General features: G+C 63.9%; 11 protein-coding genes and 1 pseudogene. 3 read left to right on the top strand and 9 right to left on the bottom strand.

Going from position 1 to position 19,186, the window contains the following annotated elements; translation table 11 throughout:
- Window positions 1–586: 586 nt before the first annotated feature.
- From dpdF to ABD331_RS55155, 8 genes and pseudogenes are all read right to left on the bottom strand, one after another.
- Window positions 587–3,025, bottom strand: a complete 2,439-nt coding sequence (dpdF, locus tag ABD331_RS55190) for a protein DpdF (RefSeq protein ID WP_344494620.1) — start codon at window positions 3,023–3,025, stop codon at window positions 587–589.
- Window positions 3,022–6,159: a protein DpdE gene (gene dpdE, locus ABD331_RS55185; RefSeq protein WP_344494618.1), complete on the bottom strand. Its 3,138-nt coding sequence runs from the start codon at window positions 6,157–6,159 to the stop codon at window positions 3,022–3,024. The genes dpdF and dpdE overlap by 4 nt, the downstream gene beginning before the upstream one ends.
- A 421-nt stretch (window positions 6,160–6,580) precedes the next feature.
- Window positions 6,581–7,972 carry a phospholipase D-like domain-containing protein gene (locus ABD331_RS55180; RefSeq protein WP_344494616.1) on the bottom strand — a complete coding sequence of 464 codons (1,392 nt, stop codon included), beginning with the start codon at window positions 7,970–7,972 and terminating at the stop codon, window positions 6,581–6,583.
- Window positions 7,926–11,366 carry an AAA domain-containing protein gene (locus ABD331_RS55175; protein ID WP_344494614.1) on the bottom strand — a complete coding sequence of 1,147 codons (3,441 nt, stop codon included), beginning with the start codon at window positions 11,364–11,366 and terminating at the stop codon, window positions 7,926–7,928. Before ABD331_RS55175 ends, ABD331_RS55180 begins: the two co-directional genes overlap by 47 nt.
- A gap of 336 nt (window positions 11,367–11,702) precedes the next feature.
- Complete coding sequence (locus tag ABD331_RS55170; RefSeq protein ID WP_344494612.1) at window positions 11,703–12,770, bottom strand: integrase core domain-containing protein; 1,068 nt, start codon at window positions 12,768–12,770, stop codon at window positions 11,703–11,705.
- Window positions 12,771–13,130: 360 nt separating this feature from the next.
- Entirely contained in the window at window positions 13,131–13,394 is a 264-nt protein-coding gene (locus tag ABD331_RS55165; RefSeq protein ID WP_344494610.1) for a hypothetical protein, read from the bottom strand.
- A gap of 331 nt (window positions 13,395–13,725) precedes the next feature.
- Window positions 13,726–13,983 (bottom strand): annotated as a pseudogene (locus ABD331_RS55160) (transposase); the annotation flags it as partial.
- Window positions 13,984–14,101: 118 nt separating this feature from the next.
- On the bottom strand, window positions 14,102–15,046 hold the full coding sequence (locus ABD331_RS55155; RefSeq protein WP_344494608.1) for a group II intron reverse transcriptase/maturase: 945 nt from the start codon (window positions 15,044–15,046) through the stop codon (window positions 14,102–14,104).
- Between the two features lie 99 nt (window positions 15,047–15,145).
- Between ABD331_RS55155 and ABD331_RS55150 the strand changes: the two genes are divergently transcribed.
- From ABD331_RS55150 to ABD331_RS55140, 3 genes are read left to right on the top strand one after another with little or no spacing between them, the layout of a single operon-like run.
- The gene (locus ABD331_RS55150; protein ID WP_344494606.1) at window positions 15,146–16,069 is read left to right on the top strand and encodes a site-specific integrase; all 924 of its coding nucleotides are present in this window, start codon (window positions 15,146–15,148) and stop codon (window positions 16,067–16,069) included.
- Window positions 16,066–17,001 carry a tyrosine-type recombinase/integrase gene (locus tag ABD331_RS55145; protein WP_344494604.1) on the top strand — a complete coding sequence of 312 codons (936 nt, stop codon included), beginning with the start codon at window positions 16,066–16,068 and terminating at the stop codon, window positions 16,999–17,001. Before ABD331_RS55150 ends, ABD331_RS55145 begins: the two co-directional genes overlap by 4 nt.
- On the top strand, window positions 16,998–17,987 hold the full coding sequence (locus tag ABD331_RS55140; RefSeq protein WP_344494602.1) for a tyrosine-type recombinase/integrase: 990 nt from the start codon (window positions 16,998–17,000) through the stop codon (window positions 17,985–17,987). The genes ABD331_RS55145 and ABD331_RS55140 overlap by 4 nt, the downstream gene beginning before the upstream one ends.
- A 22-nt stretch (window positions 17,988–18,009) precedes the next feature.
- Here ABD331_RS55140 and ABD331_RS55135 read toward each other — a convergent pair whose 3' ends face one another.
- Complete coding sequence (locus ABD331_RS55135; RefSeq protein WP_344494600.1) at window positions 18,010–19,014, bottom strand: reverse transcriptase/maturase family protein; 1,005 nt, start codon at window positions 19,012–19,014, stop codon at window positions 18,010–18,012.
- Window positions 19,015–19,186 lie beyond the last annotated feature (172 nt).

The following is a 19,186-nucleotide window of genomic DNA, read 5'->3' as shown; positions in this document are numbered from 1 at the left end:
GAAACGACAACCACTGTTCCCGGTTCGGAATCGGCCAGCCTTTGCGGTCGGAGCCGAGCACTTGCTCTTGCCTGATCGCAAAACTTCGTCCGGCACGACTGGTGGCCGATGACTCGAATCTGTCAAATGGACGCAGGGGCTCTTCTGCTACGTGTAGGAGAACTAGCGCTTGAACAAAATCGCCCACACCGCTCGATGCATCCGAGTCTATCATCTGGACCAGCCTGTCTACCAAGACCTGAAACATGCTCCGGGGAGTGACGGCTGCTGGGTTCTTCCAGCGCTCAGCCTCTGCGGAGGCTAGCTGGATGCGATTGCCCGACTGTTCAACCATGCCAAGCATCCGTAGAGCGTCGAGAGAGGCGCCGGCAATGATAGAGCCACCCGCGCGCAGGTCATCTGGATCAGCGTCGGAAGGATCAGCTGCCCCGGTAACTACCAAGTCCATTGCCTCTGTAAGCCCACGAGGAGCTACCAAGCTCAGGAGTTCTTCCCTCTCTGCTTCTGCTTTTGGAAGTGCGACTAGCGCCCTCACCAGAAAGCGCATCGCCTCAGGGAGGATATCCGGCGGGTTGAGGAGTGCCATCTATAGCCTTCGCAGAATGTGATCGATGTAGTAAGCCGGGCCCCAAGATTCCCTTAGTAACGCTGGACCGCCAAAGGGACTCGCCGCGTCACGGGTGCATAGCACGACGGTCAGTGGTCCCCGCGAGAGACGGGTTAACACGAGTGCCCACTCGCTGGCCAGACCTCCGGCGTCGACCCGCACGAGCGTGGGAACGAGCACATTGTTCGAGCCTGCGAGCCAGCTCGTCACGGTGTCTTCCCACCAGATAGGTTGGGGCGAGCGGGGGGGCGGCGACCACGCCCCCGCGGCCACTAGGGCCATGACACCTTGACTGACCAGGCGGTCGACGAGTTCCTGCACGGCATCGGGTTGAAACCCGTCGGTCCAGACACATAGCCGTCCTCCTGGTGCCAGGTGGCGCAGCCTAGGTCCAGCCGAAGTAGTCAGGGTGCCGTTGATCAGCGGGCTCATGGGATGTCTTACCAATGCTGGCGGCAAGCGACGTGCTCGGCAGGAAGGACAGCCTCCACATTGTCGAGTAGTTGGGAGCACGCCAGATTCCATGCTGAGGCGGTAGTGATCGGCCAGGTAGCGGTTCACGCAGGTGTCGAGTCCATTGAGGATCTTCGTTGCAGATTCCAGGGACGCGGCCGCCGCTGTGCGACTCTTGGACTGCGCATCACGGAAGCGCTGGCGGAAGGTGGCTTCGTCAGAGAGATCGCTATGCTGAATACGGACAGTCATCGAGTTCCGATGTGTTGCAAAGATATCCTGCAATGCCTCGTCTGTGGCGTCAATCGGGATATTAGGTGGAGTCGGCCATTCCACAGTGATCATCCTGGCCCGATCCATCGCGGAGAGTGTCTGGGTGTTCCAGTAACGGTTGGCGTCGCTCCATGGATAGGTCACGTCCTCGGTGGGCGCAGTGAGATCTACCCCGAGTACGTCGTCCTCAATAGAGCCACGACTCTTCATGCTGCGCCATCGCCTCCACGCCTTCTCATCCCCGAGAAGCCTCGCCTCGGCCATTCCGTGCGCGACTTTGGCATCTGAGTCGGTCCACAAGACCATGGAGACGGACGCTCTGCCATCTCGGCCGCTCCGACCTACTTCCTGGTATAGACGATCCACTGACTCGGGCACGCATAGATGAATCACACCTCGCACTTCAGGAACATCCATGCCAAGACCAAAAGCCGAAGTGGCCACAACGATGTCGACGTCTTCGGCTGGGTCACCAGCGAGGCGTAGACCACGAGTAGCGTCCTGACGCCTTTGCGCTGATACGCCGCTTGTGACACCGGCGATTGCCTTCAAGCCCGCGGCGCGAAGCCAGGACATGGCTATCGACACGTTGGTGGAGTCCTCAGAGGTGTGCAAACTGGTGTACACGATGAGTGGCCGCGGTAGATGCCGGCATGCCTCAAGGAAGCGCTCACGCTTCTCTTCCTCTGTTGTGCAATAGCTCATCCACCAGGCGGGCTCCGGGCGGGTGACCTGCGCAGATACCAGCACTTCGTGCTGCCCAGGGAAGAGGCGACGCAGCGCCTCTAGGCCATAGTCGTCAAGGGTTGCTGTGAGCATCACAGTGACGGGTTTCCGGTCAGCGGGTGCGAGGTCAATCAAGCGCCGCCGCAGTCCCGCGAACGCCTGGAAGGCGGGTCGGAAAGCATCACCCCACTCTGCGACGATGTGTGCCTCGTCGATCGCAAGCAGGTCAAGCCTGCCCTCGGATGCGGATACTTTAAGAGACTGTGAAAGTACCGTGCACGCCGCCTCAGGAGAAGAGATGATCAGCCACTGCGTCCCCTCGCGTACCCGTTGGGCAAGATCCGTCTTCTCGCTCGTGGTCAGATCACCGTGATAGGCGAACAGGACGTGTTCCCCCGTGAGTTCCTGAATCCGCCGCTCAAGGTCCAGGGCAAGGGCAGTAGTGGGAACAATTAGGCATGTCTGCCGGGGCCGGTTGCTGATCGCCCGGGTGAGGACGACGTCTGTCTTTCCGGATCCCGTGGGAAGCACACAGATGACGGAGTCTCCCCCGCGGGCCGCGCCGAGTGCGCGGACGCTGGCCTTTTGACCGGGGCTCAGGTAATCGGACCGTTTCGCCGCGATGGTGTAGAAACGATCAGCGGTCAGTCGCCAATTCGGCCTCCGTGGAGAGCATCGGGCGGCGTCCTCGTCAGGTGCCGTTCCCCGGGCATCGAGCCATGAGGGAAGCCACGGTTGAGCGCGCCAGTACAGCCCTGCTTCGCGCACAAAACCATGAGCCCGCCATTCGACCGCCGGTATAAAGGCCAGATCGGACGAGTCAACGACCGACTGATATCCACGCGCGACCAATACCGATCGGATCAACGGCAGAATTTCCGCCGAGCGCGGATTCCCGGACGACTCTAGCCGCCGGGCCAGACGCGGGCACGCTTCTGCTATCTCCTGCAAGGGATAGATAGTCATGGGCGGTACACCCAAGTGATGAATACTGCCCCGCAGCTATCGAGGCTAAGCTCCGGATGGGCCAGAGCATGCTGGACTGCGGCCATGACAGTCTCGTCTGAAGACGACTCCCCACCGATACGTGACCGGGCCTGCAAAATCACACGCTCCAACTCCTGGGCAGCGGCAGTCCGCCGACGTGCCTCGCCCAACCGTTGCATCACGCTGTCGCGACCGTGGACGGCGGCTATGGCGGTCCGGAAGACATCGCCGCAAAGACGAGGCCATTGGAAGGGTGCGGTTAGTTCGCGAAAATGCTCCGGGCGGCTTCCCAGGTTCTCTCCATCAGTGCGCTCCAGGAGCTTGACCAACCTTGACCCGCATTCGCCTTGGCCCGCCAGCCACCAGATTCGTTCCAAGGTCGTCGGCAAGAAAAACTCAGAGCGCGCTTGTATTGCCCGATGGAGCGCTCCATCGAGATCGCTGACGCCAGGAAGTTTGATCAGGCCAGGCGCGACCTTGATGTCGAAGCAGAAAGCCACCCATGGCTCCCGGTCTGGCTCTCGAGTCTGGAGTTGCACCTCGGTCGCGAAGGCCCTTCCGCGGTCGTCCACCTCGGCGATCTTGGCGAAGGCGTTGACCAATGGCTCGCCCCAACGCAGCAAGCCCAGGCCGGCCTCCGCGGTGATGCGATCGGCGGTGTACGACCGTTTGAATACCTGCGTTCCGATGTCCCTCACGCACTCCTCTGTCAACAAGGGCGGCTTTGATCTGCTTACACCGAAACGCACATGATCGTCTTCGTAGGAGACAGAGAACCGGAGCATCTCGACTAGGTAGCCGTGAACTGCCCGTTCGATCTCGCGTTGTTGAGCGTCCACGGCGGATAGTCGCCGCGCAACGTCTTCGTCATTGGCCCGATCCTCGATGCTGTCAAGGATATCTTGCCCAGATATTCGACGCTGTTGAGCTGCAAGTTCATCCCTTTGACCCAGCATCTCCTCTCGCGCGCCGGCTAGGGTATGGGTGACTGCCGTGTGAAAGAACTTGTTCTCGAGATCTGACAGCACATACTGCAAGGTCGATGTTGAGGACGTGAACACACCAAACACGTCGTTGAGCGTCATCGTCCAGGCATCAATATGATTACGGCCGGTAGTAAAATCCTCCCGGAAGGTCGAGGAGCGCACAGGACTCTGCAGTTCACTCCATCTGTCGAAGCGGCCGAGGCGCTGCTCGAGGTGGGTGCTAAAGGTGGGCATGTTGAGGTGAAGCACCTCGTCGATGAATTGAAGGTTTGTCGCTTCTTCGGCGGACCGGTCGATGACGAGTATGCTGCGCTCCGTACTGCGTGCAAACTCGGTCGCTAGCCGGATTCTGAGCTCCTCCCCCTGGCCTTCTAGCAAGGCGGAGACGCGGTGGCCGCCCAATTCACTTACAAGTGACTGGGCAAGTAGGCGAGCAGTATTTGGAAAAGAGCAGGCAATGGCACATTTCTTGCGCCCTACCCGCTCTCTAGCCCACTCGATGGCTTCCGACAGTCGGTCGGCCTCAGTAGCGTTAGCGAGGATTCGCTCGAGATCATCGGCGAACTCTTGGCCTGCAGTCAGTCGCACGATCGAGTCAACGGCACTCAGTTCATCAGGCGACAGGTCGTGGTTCGGGTTGCGTCGTAGTGCCTTAACAAGGTCTTCGAGTGCGATGATGGGTGCAAGAATGCGGCCAAGAATGATTTGCAGGATATATCCCGCTTTGGGATGCTCCTCCAGTTCGAGAGCGAGACGGAGATCATCTAACGCGGTAAAAAGGTCCTGGCGCCGCCGATCGGGGTCGGGGATTAGCCAATTGTCCGCCAAGCTGCGGCCTCGTGCGGGAAAGCCTTTTTTGGTTGCTGTGGAGCGGCGATTCCGTACCATCCGTCGGTGAAGTCTGTAGGTCTCGGAGATGTAGCTTCGGAGATTGCTGATCTTTCTCCTAGCTTCGCCCTCCGCCCTGGCTGCGATGAACTGGTGGGCATCGGCGACGAGTTCCTTGGCAACGGGGTCATGCGATAGTAACTGGGAGACTTGGGTCAGCGGTCCATCCAGATAGCGAAGTGGAGTCTCTTCGCTGATCGCCGATATAGCTTGCGCCAAGTCATCGCGCATTTCGACGCGGTGGCGAAATGCGGCTAGGTCAGTCAGGGGATAGTTCGTCGGGTCTAGCAAGTGCAGTAGCCTGAGAAAAGCGTCCTCATTACTGCGAACTGGTGTAGCACTCAACAGAAGAAGCGCCTTTGACGCGTGGGCGATGGCGCATAGTGCGCCATACTGCTGGTCACGAAGACCTTCCCCTTCGTTGTTCACCTGCTCAGTCAGTCGGTGTGCCTCGTCGACGATCGTGAGCATTCTGGGCTCAGGCCGTATGGTTCCAATCGCCGAATGGCCGACGATCTCCACAGTGCCAGGGAGTTCGTGCACCCGGAACTTCATCGCGAGTTCTTGCTTCCACTGACCGACTACCTGGTCGGGCGCGATGACGACCGCAGTCCCCGCCTCGTCGAGCAGCAACTGGCGAAGCACCATGCCAGCCTCGATGGTTTTGCCGAGACCCACCTCATCGGCCAGCAGGTAACGAGGTATCGGATCGCCGAGTACTCGGCGAGCCGCACCGACTTGGTGATCGTGGATCTCGACAGCCGACGAGAGAATGCCGCCAAGGCTGAGGGAAGCACTGCGCTGCTGCAACACCGTATGTAAGAAGTGGGTCCTGCGAGTATGGAAATAGCGAGTCTCGACTGTGCCCGCCTCAAGCAGGCCAAGCGGGTCTGCCAGTGGGAGGGACCAACGGACTTGCAACTCAGCGGAGGGCAGGACCTTCGTGCTGCCGTTTGGCAGGTGGACGAAGTAGGCCTCGGCCTTCTCGCTCGATGGGGAGTCGATCCGCCCAACGATCCACCGTTGGCCGTCAAACCACCACACCCTCTGCTGTGAAGGCAAATGGGCCACCTGGTACGTTCGGCCAAGAACGGGCAATTCCACCTCGGATCGCATTGGCGAATCGAAGAAGGCGATCCTCCCCGCGACGGGGTCAAAGCGGCCCCAGCCTAGCTCACTGTCTGTGACAAAACGGATATCTGCGGCCGAAAGGGGCTCTCCGGCAAGCGATGGCTCCATCCATAACCCCACATCGTCGGCATCGGCAGTAACTAGACACCTTTTGTAGCACTTCTCACTGTCGCTGGCGAAGGCATCACCGTTCTGGAGTGTACTTTCCCTGGGCCCGGCTGGTGGTGCGGTCCCAGGCAATGAATCGAGTAGCTGAAGTCCGCTTCGTGCCTACGCGGTGACGATGTCAGTGCGGAGCGCTATCGCTGTGAAGCGACGGCGAGGAGGCGCTCGTTTGCCTGCGGTATCTCTCGTTCTCTGCCAGTCCTTTGGTTGTGGCCGCCGTCCACGTCACGACGAGCACAATCGGTCTCACCGGCCAGGACGGTTCACTGCCGACGTCGGGCGCCTGCCAAGGTGCGGCCGACGGAGCCAGGGTTTGGCGGTCGTTGCCGGCCTTCCAGCGTGATGAGGCTCTGCCTGGTCTCTGTCAGGACTGGGCTTCGTCGTGGATCTGCTGGACGAGGCGCTCGTACTGAGTGGTGACGAGAGTCTGATCGCGGACGAGGGTGCCTTCTTCCATTCGATAAGTCCGGTTGGGATCGCCTCGGAAGGACAGCCAGTTGAAGCTGGTGGTGATCCAGACGTCGTCGTAGATGAGGATTTTGGCGTGAGTGTTGGTGATGCGAGTGAAAGTGAACAGCTTGGGGTATCGGCGGGTCAGGTTGTTGAGGCGGCTGACCACGTCGGAGGGTGCGGGATCGTCCTGGTAGCCGTGAGCGATGTGCACGGAGACGCTACGGCGGAGTCGTCCTTCGAGCTTGCCGAGGAAGTCGGTGGTGATGACCTCGCGCCGCAGCCATGGACTGATGATCAGGAGTCGGCGGTTCGCCATGGTTAGAGCAGTGTCGAGGTGCGCGGGGTGTTCAAAGACGGTGAGAGCGCGGACTTCGGGACCAGTGTCAGCCGCGAGCTGTTCGATTGGAGGCTCGGCGGCCAGTGTGGACGGGCTCGCTGTGGTCGGGGCGCGGAGTTGCTCAAGTTCGTCGTCAAGTCGGGGGCGTTCAGCGGGTTCGTCGATCTTGATCCCGAGCGCGGCGGCTCCGCCGAGTTTGGCAAGGGCGCGTTGGTGGCTTGGGCTGATCTCGTTGTCGATGACGACAGCGAGATTGACGTCTTCGAGGGTGGTGTCAGCGAATACCAGGAGCCTGACAGGCCGAAAGCGGCGAACGCGCTTCACGTTGATTTTACGGATGTTGATGACCTCGAGCCGGAGGTCTGCGGAGTCATCGCTGATGTCGCCGAGGAATCTATTGAGCGCCGCGGGCGACACATCCGCTTCGGTGATGGCCTTGCCGGGTTCGGCAGGAAGCTCGAGCAGCCCAAGGTCCTCGATCTCATGGCGGAAGAGTAGGTCGCTCTCGTCGCACGGATGGAGTTCGGAGGCTAGGCGGTCATAGAAGCAGGGGAGAGTACGCCGTTGTGGCCGGACCGAGGCGAGGTCGATTGCCGCGCTCTGGCCACGGGCGGTCAACTGGACGCTGGCTGACAGGTTGTGTCGGTACTGCAGGTTGCCCTCGGACAACTGGCCGGCGATGGCCTGGGAGACCATCGGTTCGTCCAGACCAAGTACACCGCTCATGTCAGATACGGAGGTGACGTCTGCTTTAGCGAGTCGAAGAACGAATTCGTCGAGCAACGGAATCCGTTTGCGTTCTTGTACGAGGGCGGTAACAGACAGGCCGGCGATGGGAAGTGCCGCGTCCATGATCGCGATCAGGTTGCGCCCGGCGTCATCGGTAGGGTAGCGGTCAGCGAGATTGTGGTCGCTGGTGTCAGTTGCGGTCGGCATCGCGAACCTCGCAGTCGTCGCGGTGGTCATCGAGGTAGAGGAGCACCTCGCGGAGGGCGCCCGGGGCCGAGCGGCAGAAGCGGGAGTCGCCGACGATCGTCAAGCCGTACCGAGCTCGCGACAGCGCTACGTTGATTCGCCGCCAGTACGGCTGGCCGAGGAAGCCCAGTCGTCCGTTGGGGTTGCTGCGCGTCACACTGAAGATCGCGAGATCGCATTCGCGTCCCTGGACAGCGTCGACCGTTTGTGCGTCGATCTTGAGATGGGGTGCCTTCAGTCCGTGGATCTTGTTACGTAGTTCGGCGACCTGCCGTGCGTAGGGGGAAATGACCAGGACGTCTAGGCGGTCGTCGGGGGGCTTGATGTAGCCCTTGGCAACGGCGTTCTCGATGGTTCGCAGCCGGTTGAGGACGATCTTGACCTCGGCTCGGTTGACGTAGCTACCTCCAGCGCCACTCCCTTGTTCGCGGCGGCCGTCTCCCAGGGGCTCGGTGTTGATCCACAGGACGGGTTTGCCCAGGCTGTCGTAACCGGGCAGTCGGGTGGTGTTGGGAGAGATGAGTTCGTCGTTGTAGAAGCACGCCGAAATTAGGTCACCGATCGGTTTAATCATTCGGTACTGCTCGCGCAGCAGATGAGTGGCAGTCTTGGGCAGGCCGTCGGCGAGGTGCTGAAACAGCGTGGTGGTGACCATCTCGGGGGTAAGGCTGAATTCGCTCATGATTTGGGTGTCGTTGAGCAGGTCCTCGTCACTGGGAGGTAGCTGGCGGGTGTCGCCAACCAGGATCCACCGCTTGGCACGGGCCATGGGCACGAGCGTCTCGGTCGCGGTCGCTTTGGACGCCTCGTCGAAAACGCACAGGTCGAACTCTATGTCCCGAACCGCCCGCTGGCCCAGGAACCCGATAGCGGTTCCGGCCACGACGCTGCTGTTAGCCAGGAACACCTTCTCCATATCCTTGTCGGCCTCGACCCTATGCAGCCACTCGGCCTGGAGTTCTAGCAACTCGATCAGCCGCCGATGCTCAGGTGAGTCGCTGAGAACGGCTTCGACGGCCGCCTGGACGTCGTCGCGCGATGACTCGGCGGAGATGGTCAGATCGCCCGCCAACTCGTGCTGGATCTGCTCTATGAGGATGTCCCGGTCGTTGCGTAGGTCATCCAACCGGGCCTTACGGTCCACCTGGTCGTCGACGGGTTCGGCGGTGGTGACGCGGCTGGTGCCGACCCCGCGGCCGCGCCGTTCGGTGAGCTGCTGCTCGACCAGTTCGATGTCGGCGATTACCGCAGCGAGTTCCTGCAGGGCCAAAGCGCTGCGCAGGTGTCGTTCCTCGATCCCGTGCTTGCGCGCCATTAGCGCCATGTGCCGGTCGGCGCGGCGGCGGATCCGCCTGGCCCACGACGTCATCTGATTCGCCAGCAGCAGATGACGGGTGGACTCGGCGACGCGTAGGTCATCGCCGCTGCGACCCAACCGAACGATCTTGTTCAGGCCAGCCTTCTCCAGCCGCTGCAGGGCGTTGTCGATCGCGATGTGTGTTTGACTCACGAGCAGGATGCGTGATTCCGGTGCCCGGGCCAGGATCTGCTGCACGATCTCGGCGATGACCGTGGTCTTGCCGGTACCGGGTGGCCCCTGGACCAGCAGGAGGCCCGCGCCGCTGACGGCGTGCCGAACTACGGCCTTCTTGCTGTCGTCCAGGTCTTCACGGAACCAGTCGGCGACCTGCGCGGGAGAAGCGGCGGGCAATGCTTCAGGGCGCTCGATGATTTCGCGCAGGATGGGACTGACCGACTCGCGCCCCGCGACAGCTCGCACAGCATCCTGCTGACGGCCGAGCGCGACCTGAGAAGGGCCGAGGTTGGGGCTGAGTCGGCCAACGCCAGGCAGGTCACGCGGCTTGCGCCTGAAACGCAGCGTGATGCTGTCGGAGGTGAAGGATACGACGTCTCCACGGGCGACGGCCATGTCGGTCCTGCCGTCCCGAACCTCCCATTCGTCACCCTCGGCAATGTGGCTGACCTCTTGGACCGCTTGGAACGTCGCATTGAGGCCGCTCACTTCGCGGCCCCGAAACATGATCGGGCGCACCTGGCCGCGCTCTCTTTGCTCGCGCGCGTCCAGAACGCGCTGCCAGGTGCTGAGCAGGTCACCGAAGTCGCGCGCGGAGGCCGCTTCCTCGATCTGCTGCTGATGCGTCTCGAGCGCGTCGAAAAGCGCATCGCGTCCGTCTACAGCGCCGTCAGGACGGCGCCGACCAAACTGGAAGCTCAGGTGGGTGTGTACGGGACAGGCCCTGCCTCGGGCTCGGTCAAGCCATTCCGGCCGGATCGAACTGGCCCACACGACCACCATCAGGCCGTCCTCACCGGATTCGTCACGGGCGAGCTTGTACCGGTAGCCGCTGCCAGCCAGGGAGACAGTGTCGTACTGAGGCAAGCCGTTCTCGCGGTCGGTTGCGTACTCGGCGAATACCTCTCCGGCCAGGTCGGCGCTCATGGCGGCCTCTGCTGCAGCGAAGTCTGGCCGGCGGTTATCGCCTCGCGGAAGGCCCACCAACTGCCGTGCGGCGCTCAGGGTCATCTTGAGCCATACCGTGTTGGCGCGGCGAGCAGCGCGTGCCCCAACCTCAGTTAGTGCATCCGACAGTTTCGCGTGGAGCAACGCGCCGTTGTTCGGGCGCACGTTCGGGTTCATCGCGATACAAGTGCGCAGAAGCTTCCGGATCGTCTCCGGGATATCCAGAGCGTCGAGCATTGGGTTGAGGTCGTGGTAATCACCCGCTCGCTCCGTGGACATCGCTTGGACAGCCAGAACGCCGAAGGACCACATGTCCCGGACAAAGGGAACCGCGTCGGTCTGCTCGGGCGGCGCGTAGAGGTTCGACCGGAACTGCGCAACCGTCTCTCCTGCCTGGCCACCGGCGTCCCCGTCGAGTTGGTCGCGCAGCTTGGCGACGTTGAAGTCAGCGAGCTTGGGCGACCCGTCACCGGCGAGGAGTACGTTGTCCGGTTTTAGATCACGATGTTCGACACCCTTCAAATGGGCGTAGGCCAGCGCGTCTGCGAGCGGCATCCCGATCCGCGCGAAGAAGTCGCGCCAGGGGTAAGGGCCGCCGTTGGCGAGCCGGTCGGACAGGGTTCCTCCGTCGGCCCATTCCAGCGCTACGTAGTAGCGCCCAGTGTTCTCGTCCCACCCCGAGTCCACCATCTTGATGATGTGGGGGTGGTCAAGTTTTTGCAGAGACCGCTTCTCACGCTCGAAGAACGTAAGGAGCGTGTCGTCCTTCTCGGCTTTTTTCAACAACTTGATCGCGGCGAATCCCGCAGTTAGTGGATCGAAGGCCTTGCGGACCTCGGCGATGCCGCCGGACTGACCTTCCTCTGCAGCGAGCACGAACCGGCCAACCATCGACGGCGTCATTTACACCCCTCACCACGTAAGGCTTGCCGGGTCAGCGGCCTGACCGCGGGCAGAGGCCCGACCGGATCATACTGGCCGAGACCGACTCCACTCGATGAATTGCAGTCTATATACTCTAATTGTGAGCATCGGTTAGTTGGTTTCCGGTCATTCGGAACAAAATCTCAACTAAGGTGCCGAACCCGACACTTGTGTCGAAATCGCCGTTCCGATGTTCGCTTGACCAGCGCTACGCGAACGCCCAGCTGACATGGCGTCGATCCATGATCAAGCCTGAAGGATGTCAAAACCAGGCCCATGGCGCTGACCTGCGTATTCGTGACGGGGCCTCGTTGGTCAGCCAGTTCGCTGGTACTCGTTGATCAGCCCGCCGAGAACTACGCGGCGCTCGATCCGACCCGTCGGCAGCGGGATTACGTTGGAGTCGTGATCGGTGGGCGCTCGGAGGCCGAGAGAGCGGTGTTGTGGGTGACGATTGTAATGATCGGCGTATTCGTCCAGCACGGTGCGAAGATGCCGCTCGCCGAAGATCAGCAGTCGGTCGGTGCACTCCGTGCGTGCGGTCCGTACCCATCGCTCGGCAAACGCATTCGCGCGAGGCGACCGCGGCGGGATCTTCAGCACGTCAATGTTGTCGCTGGCGAAGACCTCATCGAAGCTGCTGGTGAACTTCGTGTCCCGATCCCGGATCAGGAACCGGAACGTCCCAGCCCGATCCTTCAGATCGGTGAGAAGGTTACGGGCTTGCTGGGCAACCCATGAGCCATCAGGGTGGGTGGTCACGCCGAGCACGTGCACGAACCGGGTGCCGACCTCCACCACGAAGAAGACGTACAACCGGCGCAGCGTGACGGTGTCCACCGTGAAGAAATCACACGCCAGCGTGCTCGCGGCATGGGCGCGGAGGAAATCTCGCCAGCGGTCGTCGGCCCGCCGCGGCGCGGGACCAAGCCGCGCTCGTTTCAGGACTCGGCGGATCGTCGCACCGCTCACTTGATGGCCCAGATGCCGCAGTTCGCCACGGATACGCTCGTAGCCCCAGCGCGGACTCTCCCGCGCCAACTTCTGGATCAACGCCACGACCGCCGGATCGGTCGCAGGACGTCCCGTCCTCCGCTTCGGGTAGGTCCAGTGGCGTGCGACCAGACGCCGGTGCCAGCGCAGCAGCGTCCCTGGTGTCACCAGTCGGTGGGCGCGCAGCACCGCCGGCAGTCCGCGGGCCAGCGCTGACAGCACCGCTCGATCCGCCCATGACAGCCTCGGACGGGACATTTGACGGCGCAGCACTGCGACCTCGTGCCGCAGGACGAGGATCTCCATGTTTTTGGAGGCGTCGCTACGGGGCAGCAGCGTCAGCCAGCCCACGATGCGGCAGAAGATCATATAGAAGAGACGGAGCGTCACGAGCCTCGAGCATGCCCGACCCAGGCCACTGCTTCGGCCAGGAAGCCGAGAGAAACCCGCAGCTCACGACCATGAACGGAGTATTGGCACCCTTCACCCGTCTGGACGGCGACGCTTTCGATACCGCGACCTGCGGCTACGTTGCCGCGCTGGCAGCTTGCCAGCCGCCCGAACAGGCGACATCCACCCGAGCGCCTCTGCTCGGCCTGGCCGTGGACGGCAAGACCCTGCGCGGCAGCCGCACCGCCGACGGCACCACGGTGCATCTGCTGGCCGCCACCCGCCACGACACCCAAACCGTCCTCGCTCAACGCCAGGTCGAGGCCAAAAGCAACGAGATACCCGCCTTCACACCCCCTGCTACGCGGCCTGAACCTGCCCGGCATGGTCATCACCGCCGACGCCCTGCACACCCAGCACGACCACGCCCGTCACATCATCGCCGCCGGCGGCCACTACCTCTTCATCGTCAAAGGCGACCAGCCCACCCTGCAACGCCGGCTCAAGGCCCTGCCCTGGCGCGAGGCCATCCTCAACGACCGCACCGACGAGCAAGGCCACGGCCGCCGCGAAATCCGCCGCATGAAAATCTGCACCGTCCGGCCCGGCCTGCCCTTCCCGCACGCCGCCCAGGCCATCCAGGTCAAGCGCCGCCGTACCAACCGTAGGACCGGCAAGACCACCCTCGTCACCATCTACGCGATCATGAGTCTTCCCCCCGGGCCGGATCACCCATGCCCAGCTCGCCGCGCTGATCCGCGGACACTGGAGCATCGAGGCCCTGCACCACATCCGCGACGTCACCTACCGCGAAGATGCCTGCCGAGCCCGGACCGGAGCAACTCCCCGCATCCTGGCCAGCCTCCGCAACCTGGCCATCGGCCTGGCACGCCTGCTCGGCTGGACCAACATCGCCGCCGCCACCGACCACTACACAGACTGAAAGTTCAGGGTGTCATGTCGATCTTGGGTGTGTGATCAGGTCGGTGTGGGCCAGGAAGGCGTTGAGGAGGTCGGGGCGGTACTGCAGCTGCTTGAGCCGGCTGCGGATGATCGCGGCGAGTTCGTCGAGGGTGCAAGCAGCCAGGTTGCCCAGCCCGCGTTTGAGGTACGACCACACCAATTCCATGGGATTGAGCTCGGGCGCGTAGGTCGGCAGATAGAACACCGTCAGCCACGGTCGCGTGTCGATCAGGGCCCGCATCCGGGCGTCGAGGTGGGTGCTGACGGTGAGGTAGGCCGCCGGCGAGGTGCCCGTGGCTCGGGTCCTTTTCCGTCGGCCTCCTCCCGAACCGTGCGGGCGGCGTTAACCGCACACGGCTCTCCAGTGATCACTTCCGGGGGATGGCTGTGCCGCGTCCGTTATGGATGTCGTGGTGGCACGGTGAGCAGACCACCAGGGTCTTGCGTCGGCGGCGTGCCATCAGCTCCACCCATGGCGGCCGATCAGCCCGGCCTGGCCGGTTGAGGTCGGCAAGTTTGCGCAGGTGATGGACTTGTAGTCCGTTCCGTGCGCCGCAGATCTCGCATGTCCCGGCCAGGAGCCGATGGATCAGCTCGTTGTGCCGGGAGGTCAGGGCCGGTTGTCGATCGGTCAGGACGGCGGTGCGCCTGCGGATCAGGGGGATCCCGCCGAAGCGGGCGACCAGCGGGGACTTGCCCGCACCACGCTGCGCCTTGGCCTCGAAGCAGACCCTCGGACCGTCAGGGGTGTAGATGGTCGCCTTGTGGGCGCGGGCCATCGCGCTGACGGTGGATCGGTGCTTGTTGGCCAGGGTCTTGAGCATCGAGGTCTCCATGACCCAGCGCAGTGTGCCCAGACGGAACACGTTCTGGGCGAGCAGGTAGTACTGGACGAACCCGCGATACTCGGCCCCGTACTTGGCGATGATGGTGAAGTCATCGTCGTGCAGCAGCGAGCCGCGTGAGGCGGGTTTTCCCCGTTTCATGTAGTGGGCGCATCGCTCACGGATCACCGTGGCGGGCACGAACAAGCCCATGACGCCGTTGATCGATCGGCGTCCACGAGTGAGTTTGGTGTCCTCGTGCTGGGCCCGGATCTCATAGCCGAGGAACCGCGCCGCCTGGCTGGCGGCGTGGGTGATCAACGTCTTGGACGGCGACAGTTCCAGCTTGAGCTCCTCGCGCAGGAACGCCGCGATCTTCGACTTGATCTGTTCGGCTTCGTGCTTGGGCCCGGCGAAGCCGAGCAGCCAGTCGTCGCAATATGCCGATGTCCGGGTTATGCCGCTTCGGCGTGAGAGTTGCCTGGTCAAGGCGGTGCGCAGAGTCTTGATGTCGGCATAATCCTGCGGGTTCGCTGGTGATCTGTCTGTCTGGTTCGTGTCAGTGGTTCCTCCGGACAGGAGATGATCATGGAGGCGGACGTGAATGCCGGCTGCGCGTGGGGTGGCGGCGGCAGTGTGGGGCTTCTGGCGGAGTTCCGTACGTGGCTGGACCGGGAGCGGGGTCTGTCGCCGGTGTCGGTGCGCTGCTATTCCAAGCAGGCGAAGGGTTTCCTGGCAGCGGTAGGCGGGCCAGGAGCGGTGAGCGATCTGGACGCGGCCAAGGTCACCGCGTTCATGGTGGACTACTCCCGGGACCGCAACACCTGGTCGGCGAAGGCAATGGTGACTTCGCTGCGGGCGTTCCTGCGGTTCGCGCACGTGACCGGGCGGACTGCCGTTCCGCTTGCCGGGGCGGTCCCGGCGGTCGCGTCATGGCGGCTGTCCGCGCTGCCGCGGGGGCTGCCGGCGGCCGAGATCGAGCTGTTACTGGCGGGCTGCGACCAGAACACGGCGACTGGCCTGCGCGATTACGCGGTCCTGTCGCTGCTGGCCCGGCTCGGGCTGCGCGGTGCCGAGGCCGCCGCCCTGCAACTCAGCGACATCGACTGGCGGGCCGGCGAGATCGCGGTCACGGGAAAGGGCAGCCGCACCGAGCGGCTTCCCCTGCCGGTCCTGGCCGGGAAGGCGCTGGCCGCCTGGCTGTCCGGCGGCCGTCCCGCCTGCGAGTCGCGGGCGGTGTTCGTGACAGTACGGCGGCCTTACCGGCAGCTGACGCCGGAGGCGGTCCGCGCGGTCATGGGCCGGGCCTGCGACCGGGCCGGGCTCGAGCGCCGTGGCGCGCACCGGCTCCGTCACGCGCTGGCGACCGAGATGCTGCGCGCCGGCGCGTCGCTGCCCGAGGTCGGGCAAGTGCTGCGGCACCGCAGCCAGCTGTCCACCTCGCTTTATGCCAAGGTCGACCAGGACGCGCTGCGCCCGCTGGCGCGCCCGTGGCCCGGAGTCGGCTGGTGAGCGCGCTGCGGGCCAGGGCCGAGGAGTACCTGGCGATGCGCCGCGCGCTCGGCTTCAAGCTCACCACGCAGGGTCGGCACTTGATGAGCTTCGTCCGGTTCTGCGAGGAGCGCTCCGCCGATCATGTGACACTGGACCTGACGATCGAGTGGGCGGTCCAGACCACGCGGGGCAGCGGCGACGAGGTCTACCAGGCCCGGCGGCTCGACGCCGTGCGGATCTTCGCCCGACACCTGCAGGCGCTGGATCCAGCCACCGAGGTCCCGCCCGCCGACGTGCTGTCACGCCGTTACCGGCGGATCCCGCCCTATCTCTACTCCCCGCAGGAGGTCGCCGCGCTCATGGACGCGGCCGGTGCCCTCGCGCCGGCACTGCGGGCGGCGACCTGGAAGACAGTGATCGGGCTGCTGGCCGTGACCGGCATGCGCCAAGGCGAGGCGTGCCGCCTCGAACGGGACGACGTGGAGCTGGAGTCGGGGACGCTCCTGATCGATGACTCCAAGTTCGGCAAGTCCCGGCTGGTGTTCCTGCACCCCACCGCGATCGCCGCGCTGCGCGCCTATGAGCAGGCCCGCGACCGGCTGTTCCCAGAGCCCAAGGGGGACACGTTCTTCGTCAACAGCCGTGGCGGGCCGCTGGACGGGCACAACATCCAGCACACGTTCGCCGTGCTGATCGCGGCGGCGGGCATCCAGGCGCCGCCCGGCCGGCGTGCTCCCCGGCTGCATGACCTGAGGCATACGTTCACCGTCACGACGATGCTGGACTGGTATCGCGACGGCGGGAACGTGCAGGCCCGGCTCCCGCTGCTGTCCACCTGGCTCGGCCATGTCGACCCGAAATCGACCTACTGGTATCTCCAGGCCATCCCCGAGATCCTCGCGCTGGCAGCAGGCAAGCTCGAGCAGGCCGACGGGCAGGTGGCCCGATGAGTGACCTTGCCCCCATCCTGCAGGCCTTCTTCACCGACCGGCTGGCCCGGCAGAAGAAGGCCAGCCCGAACACCGTCACGGCCTATCGCGACACCTGCCGGCTCCTTCTCGCCTTCGCCCAGGCCAAGATCGGAAAGACACCCAGCAAGCTCAGCCTCACCGACCTCGACGCCACGATGATCGGCGCATTCCTGCAGCACCTGGAGGCTGACCGGGGAAACAGCAGTGCCACCCGCAACGCCCGGCTGGCCGCGATCCACTCGCTGTTCAGCTATGCGGCCTCACGGGCACCCGAGCACGCCGTCGTGATCAGCCAAGTCCTGGCCATCCCGCCCCGCCGGCGCGAGCGAGCCATCGTCAGCTACCTCACCTCCGGGGAAACCGACGCCCTGCTCGCTGCCCCCGACCGCAAGACCTGGCACGGCCGCCGCGACCACGCTCTGCTCCTGCTCGCCGTCCAGACCGGCCTGCGGGTATCGGAGCTGACCGCACTCACCTGCCAGGACGCCCATCTGGGCCCCGGCCCGCACGTCCGCTGCCACGGCAAGGGACGGAAGGACAGGGCAACTCCGCTGACCAGCCAGGTTGTCAGGGTGCTGAGAACCTGGGTGCCCGAGCTCGGCCCCGCCCCCGGCGGCCCGCTGTTCCCCACCACGGCCGGAGGGCGGCTCTCCCGTGACGCCGTTGAGCGACTCGTCGCAAAACACGCGGCCACGGCAGAAGCCGCCTGCCCGTCGATCAAGGAGAAGAACGTCACCCCGCACACGCTCAGGCACACCGCAGCCATGTCGCTCCTGCACGCCGGAGTAGATACTTCGGTCATCGCCCTCTGGCTCGGCCACGAGGACGCGGAAACCACCCAGATCTATCTCCACGCCGACATGACCATCAAGGAACAGGCCCTCGCCCGTGTCCAGCCACCGGACACCAGTCCCGGACGCTACCGGCCGCCCGACTCTCTGCTCGCGTTCCTCGACAACCTCTAGCTATTGACAGACCCCGACCGGGTTATGCCGATCCAGAAACGGCGAACGACTTGCCGACCAGGGCATCCGCCGACCGGGTCGGCATAACCCGGATCTCGGCATAATGCGACTTATGCCGACATCGGCATAAGTCGCAGTACCGCACGTACTTCAGCCGACGATAGCCCGGATCGTTCGGGTCGCCGCTGGGCAACCGGCGGCGTTGCTGCTTGAGCAGCCGCATCGCCTCGTGGTCGCCGCGCCGCTGGGCCTTTTCGATCTGGTACTTGTTGGCCAGGTAGGCGGGATTGTGGCGGCGAGGGCCGCCCCGGTTGTAGTCCGGCAGCAGATGATGCTCGACGAAGCGGTCGAGCCGGTCCAGATAGATGTTGGACAAGATCGGGGACGCCGTGGCGCCCTGCGGGGCGCCGCTGAGCGTGGCATTCCACCTCCAGTCCTCCAGATACCCGGCTTGCAGCATCCGTTGGATCAACCGCAGGAACCGGCCATCGTGGATGTTCTCCGCCAGGACCTCGATCATGATCTGGTGATCAAGCGACCCGAAACAGTCGGAGATATCGCCCTCGATGAACCATTTCGTGCCCGTCCAGGCTGCCACCACCTCGCTGAGCGCGGTGTGACAGCCCCGGCCGGGACGAAACCCATGCGACCGTTCGGAGAAGCCGACGTCGTAGTAGGCCTCCAGCAGGAGCCGGACCACCTCGGCGACCAGCTTGTCCGACCAGGTCGGCACGCCCAGCGGGCGTCGCCTTCCGTTCTTCTTGGGGATGTAGACCCGCCGGACCGGCCGCCACCGATAACGCTCACCGCGCAACGCGGCAATGATCGTCTCGATCTTGGCCAGCGACATGCCGTCCACGGTTTCGCTGGTGGCCCCGGGGGTCATCGACCCCTGGTTGGCGTAGATGCGCCCGTAGGCCAGCAGAAAGAGTTCGCGGTTGCACAACTGCCGATACAACCTCTCCAGCGGCAGTCCGCACCTGCCGCGTTCCCGGATGACTCCCAGGACCGTTTCAGCACTCTGCATTTCGCATACCTCCCGGCCTCGGCGTCACGATCAGCCTGTGCCCCTTCGCCCTGCGGTCCGGCTTTCCCGGCCTCCTTGGCAGGTCGTCACTCCTGCGACTACTACGGGCACTCCGTCACCCTGGGGCTCGCGCCCGGTAGGTGATCCCGTGGTACGTCCTGGTTGCACGTGT

This window comes from Nonomuraea monospora (genome assembly GCF_039531895.1).
GTDB lineage: Bacteria > Actinomycetota > Actinomycetes > Streptosporangiales > Streptosporangiaceae > Nonomuraea > Nonomuraea monospora.
The sequence above is the reverse complement of the archived record's forward strand: the minus strand, read 5'-3'. Positions and strand labels throughout refer to the sequence as shown.

Coding starts and splice junctions, on each gene's coding strand:
- dpdE (WP_344494618.1), bottom strand. CDS start 6,159: ATGGAGCCATCGCTTGCCGGAGAGCCCCTTTCGGCCGCAGATATCCGT.
- ABD331_RS55150 (WP_344494606.1), top strand. CDS start 15,146: ATGGAGGCGGACGTGAATGCCGGCTGCGCGTGGGGTGGCGGCGGCAGT.
- dpdF (WP_344494620.1), bottom strand. CDS start 3,025: ATGACTATCTATCCCTTGCAGGAGATAGCAGAAGCGTGCCCGCGTCTG.
- ABD331_RS55140 (WP_344494602.1), top strand. CDS start 16,998: ATGAGTGACCTTGCCCCCATCCTGCAGGCCTTCTTCACCGACCGGCTG.
- ABD331_RS55135 (WP_344494600.1), bottom strand. CDS start 19,014: ATGCAGAGTGCTGAAACGGTCCTGGGAGTCATCCGGGAACGCGGCAGG.
- ABD331_RS55175 (WP_344494614.1), bottom strand. CDS start 11,366: ATGACGCCGTCGATGGTTGGCCGGTTCGTGCTCGCTGCAGAGGAAGGT.
- ABD331_RS55180 (WP_344494616.1), bottom strand. CDS start 7,972: ATGACCACCGCGACGACTGCGAGGTTCGCGATGCCGACCGCAACTGAC.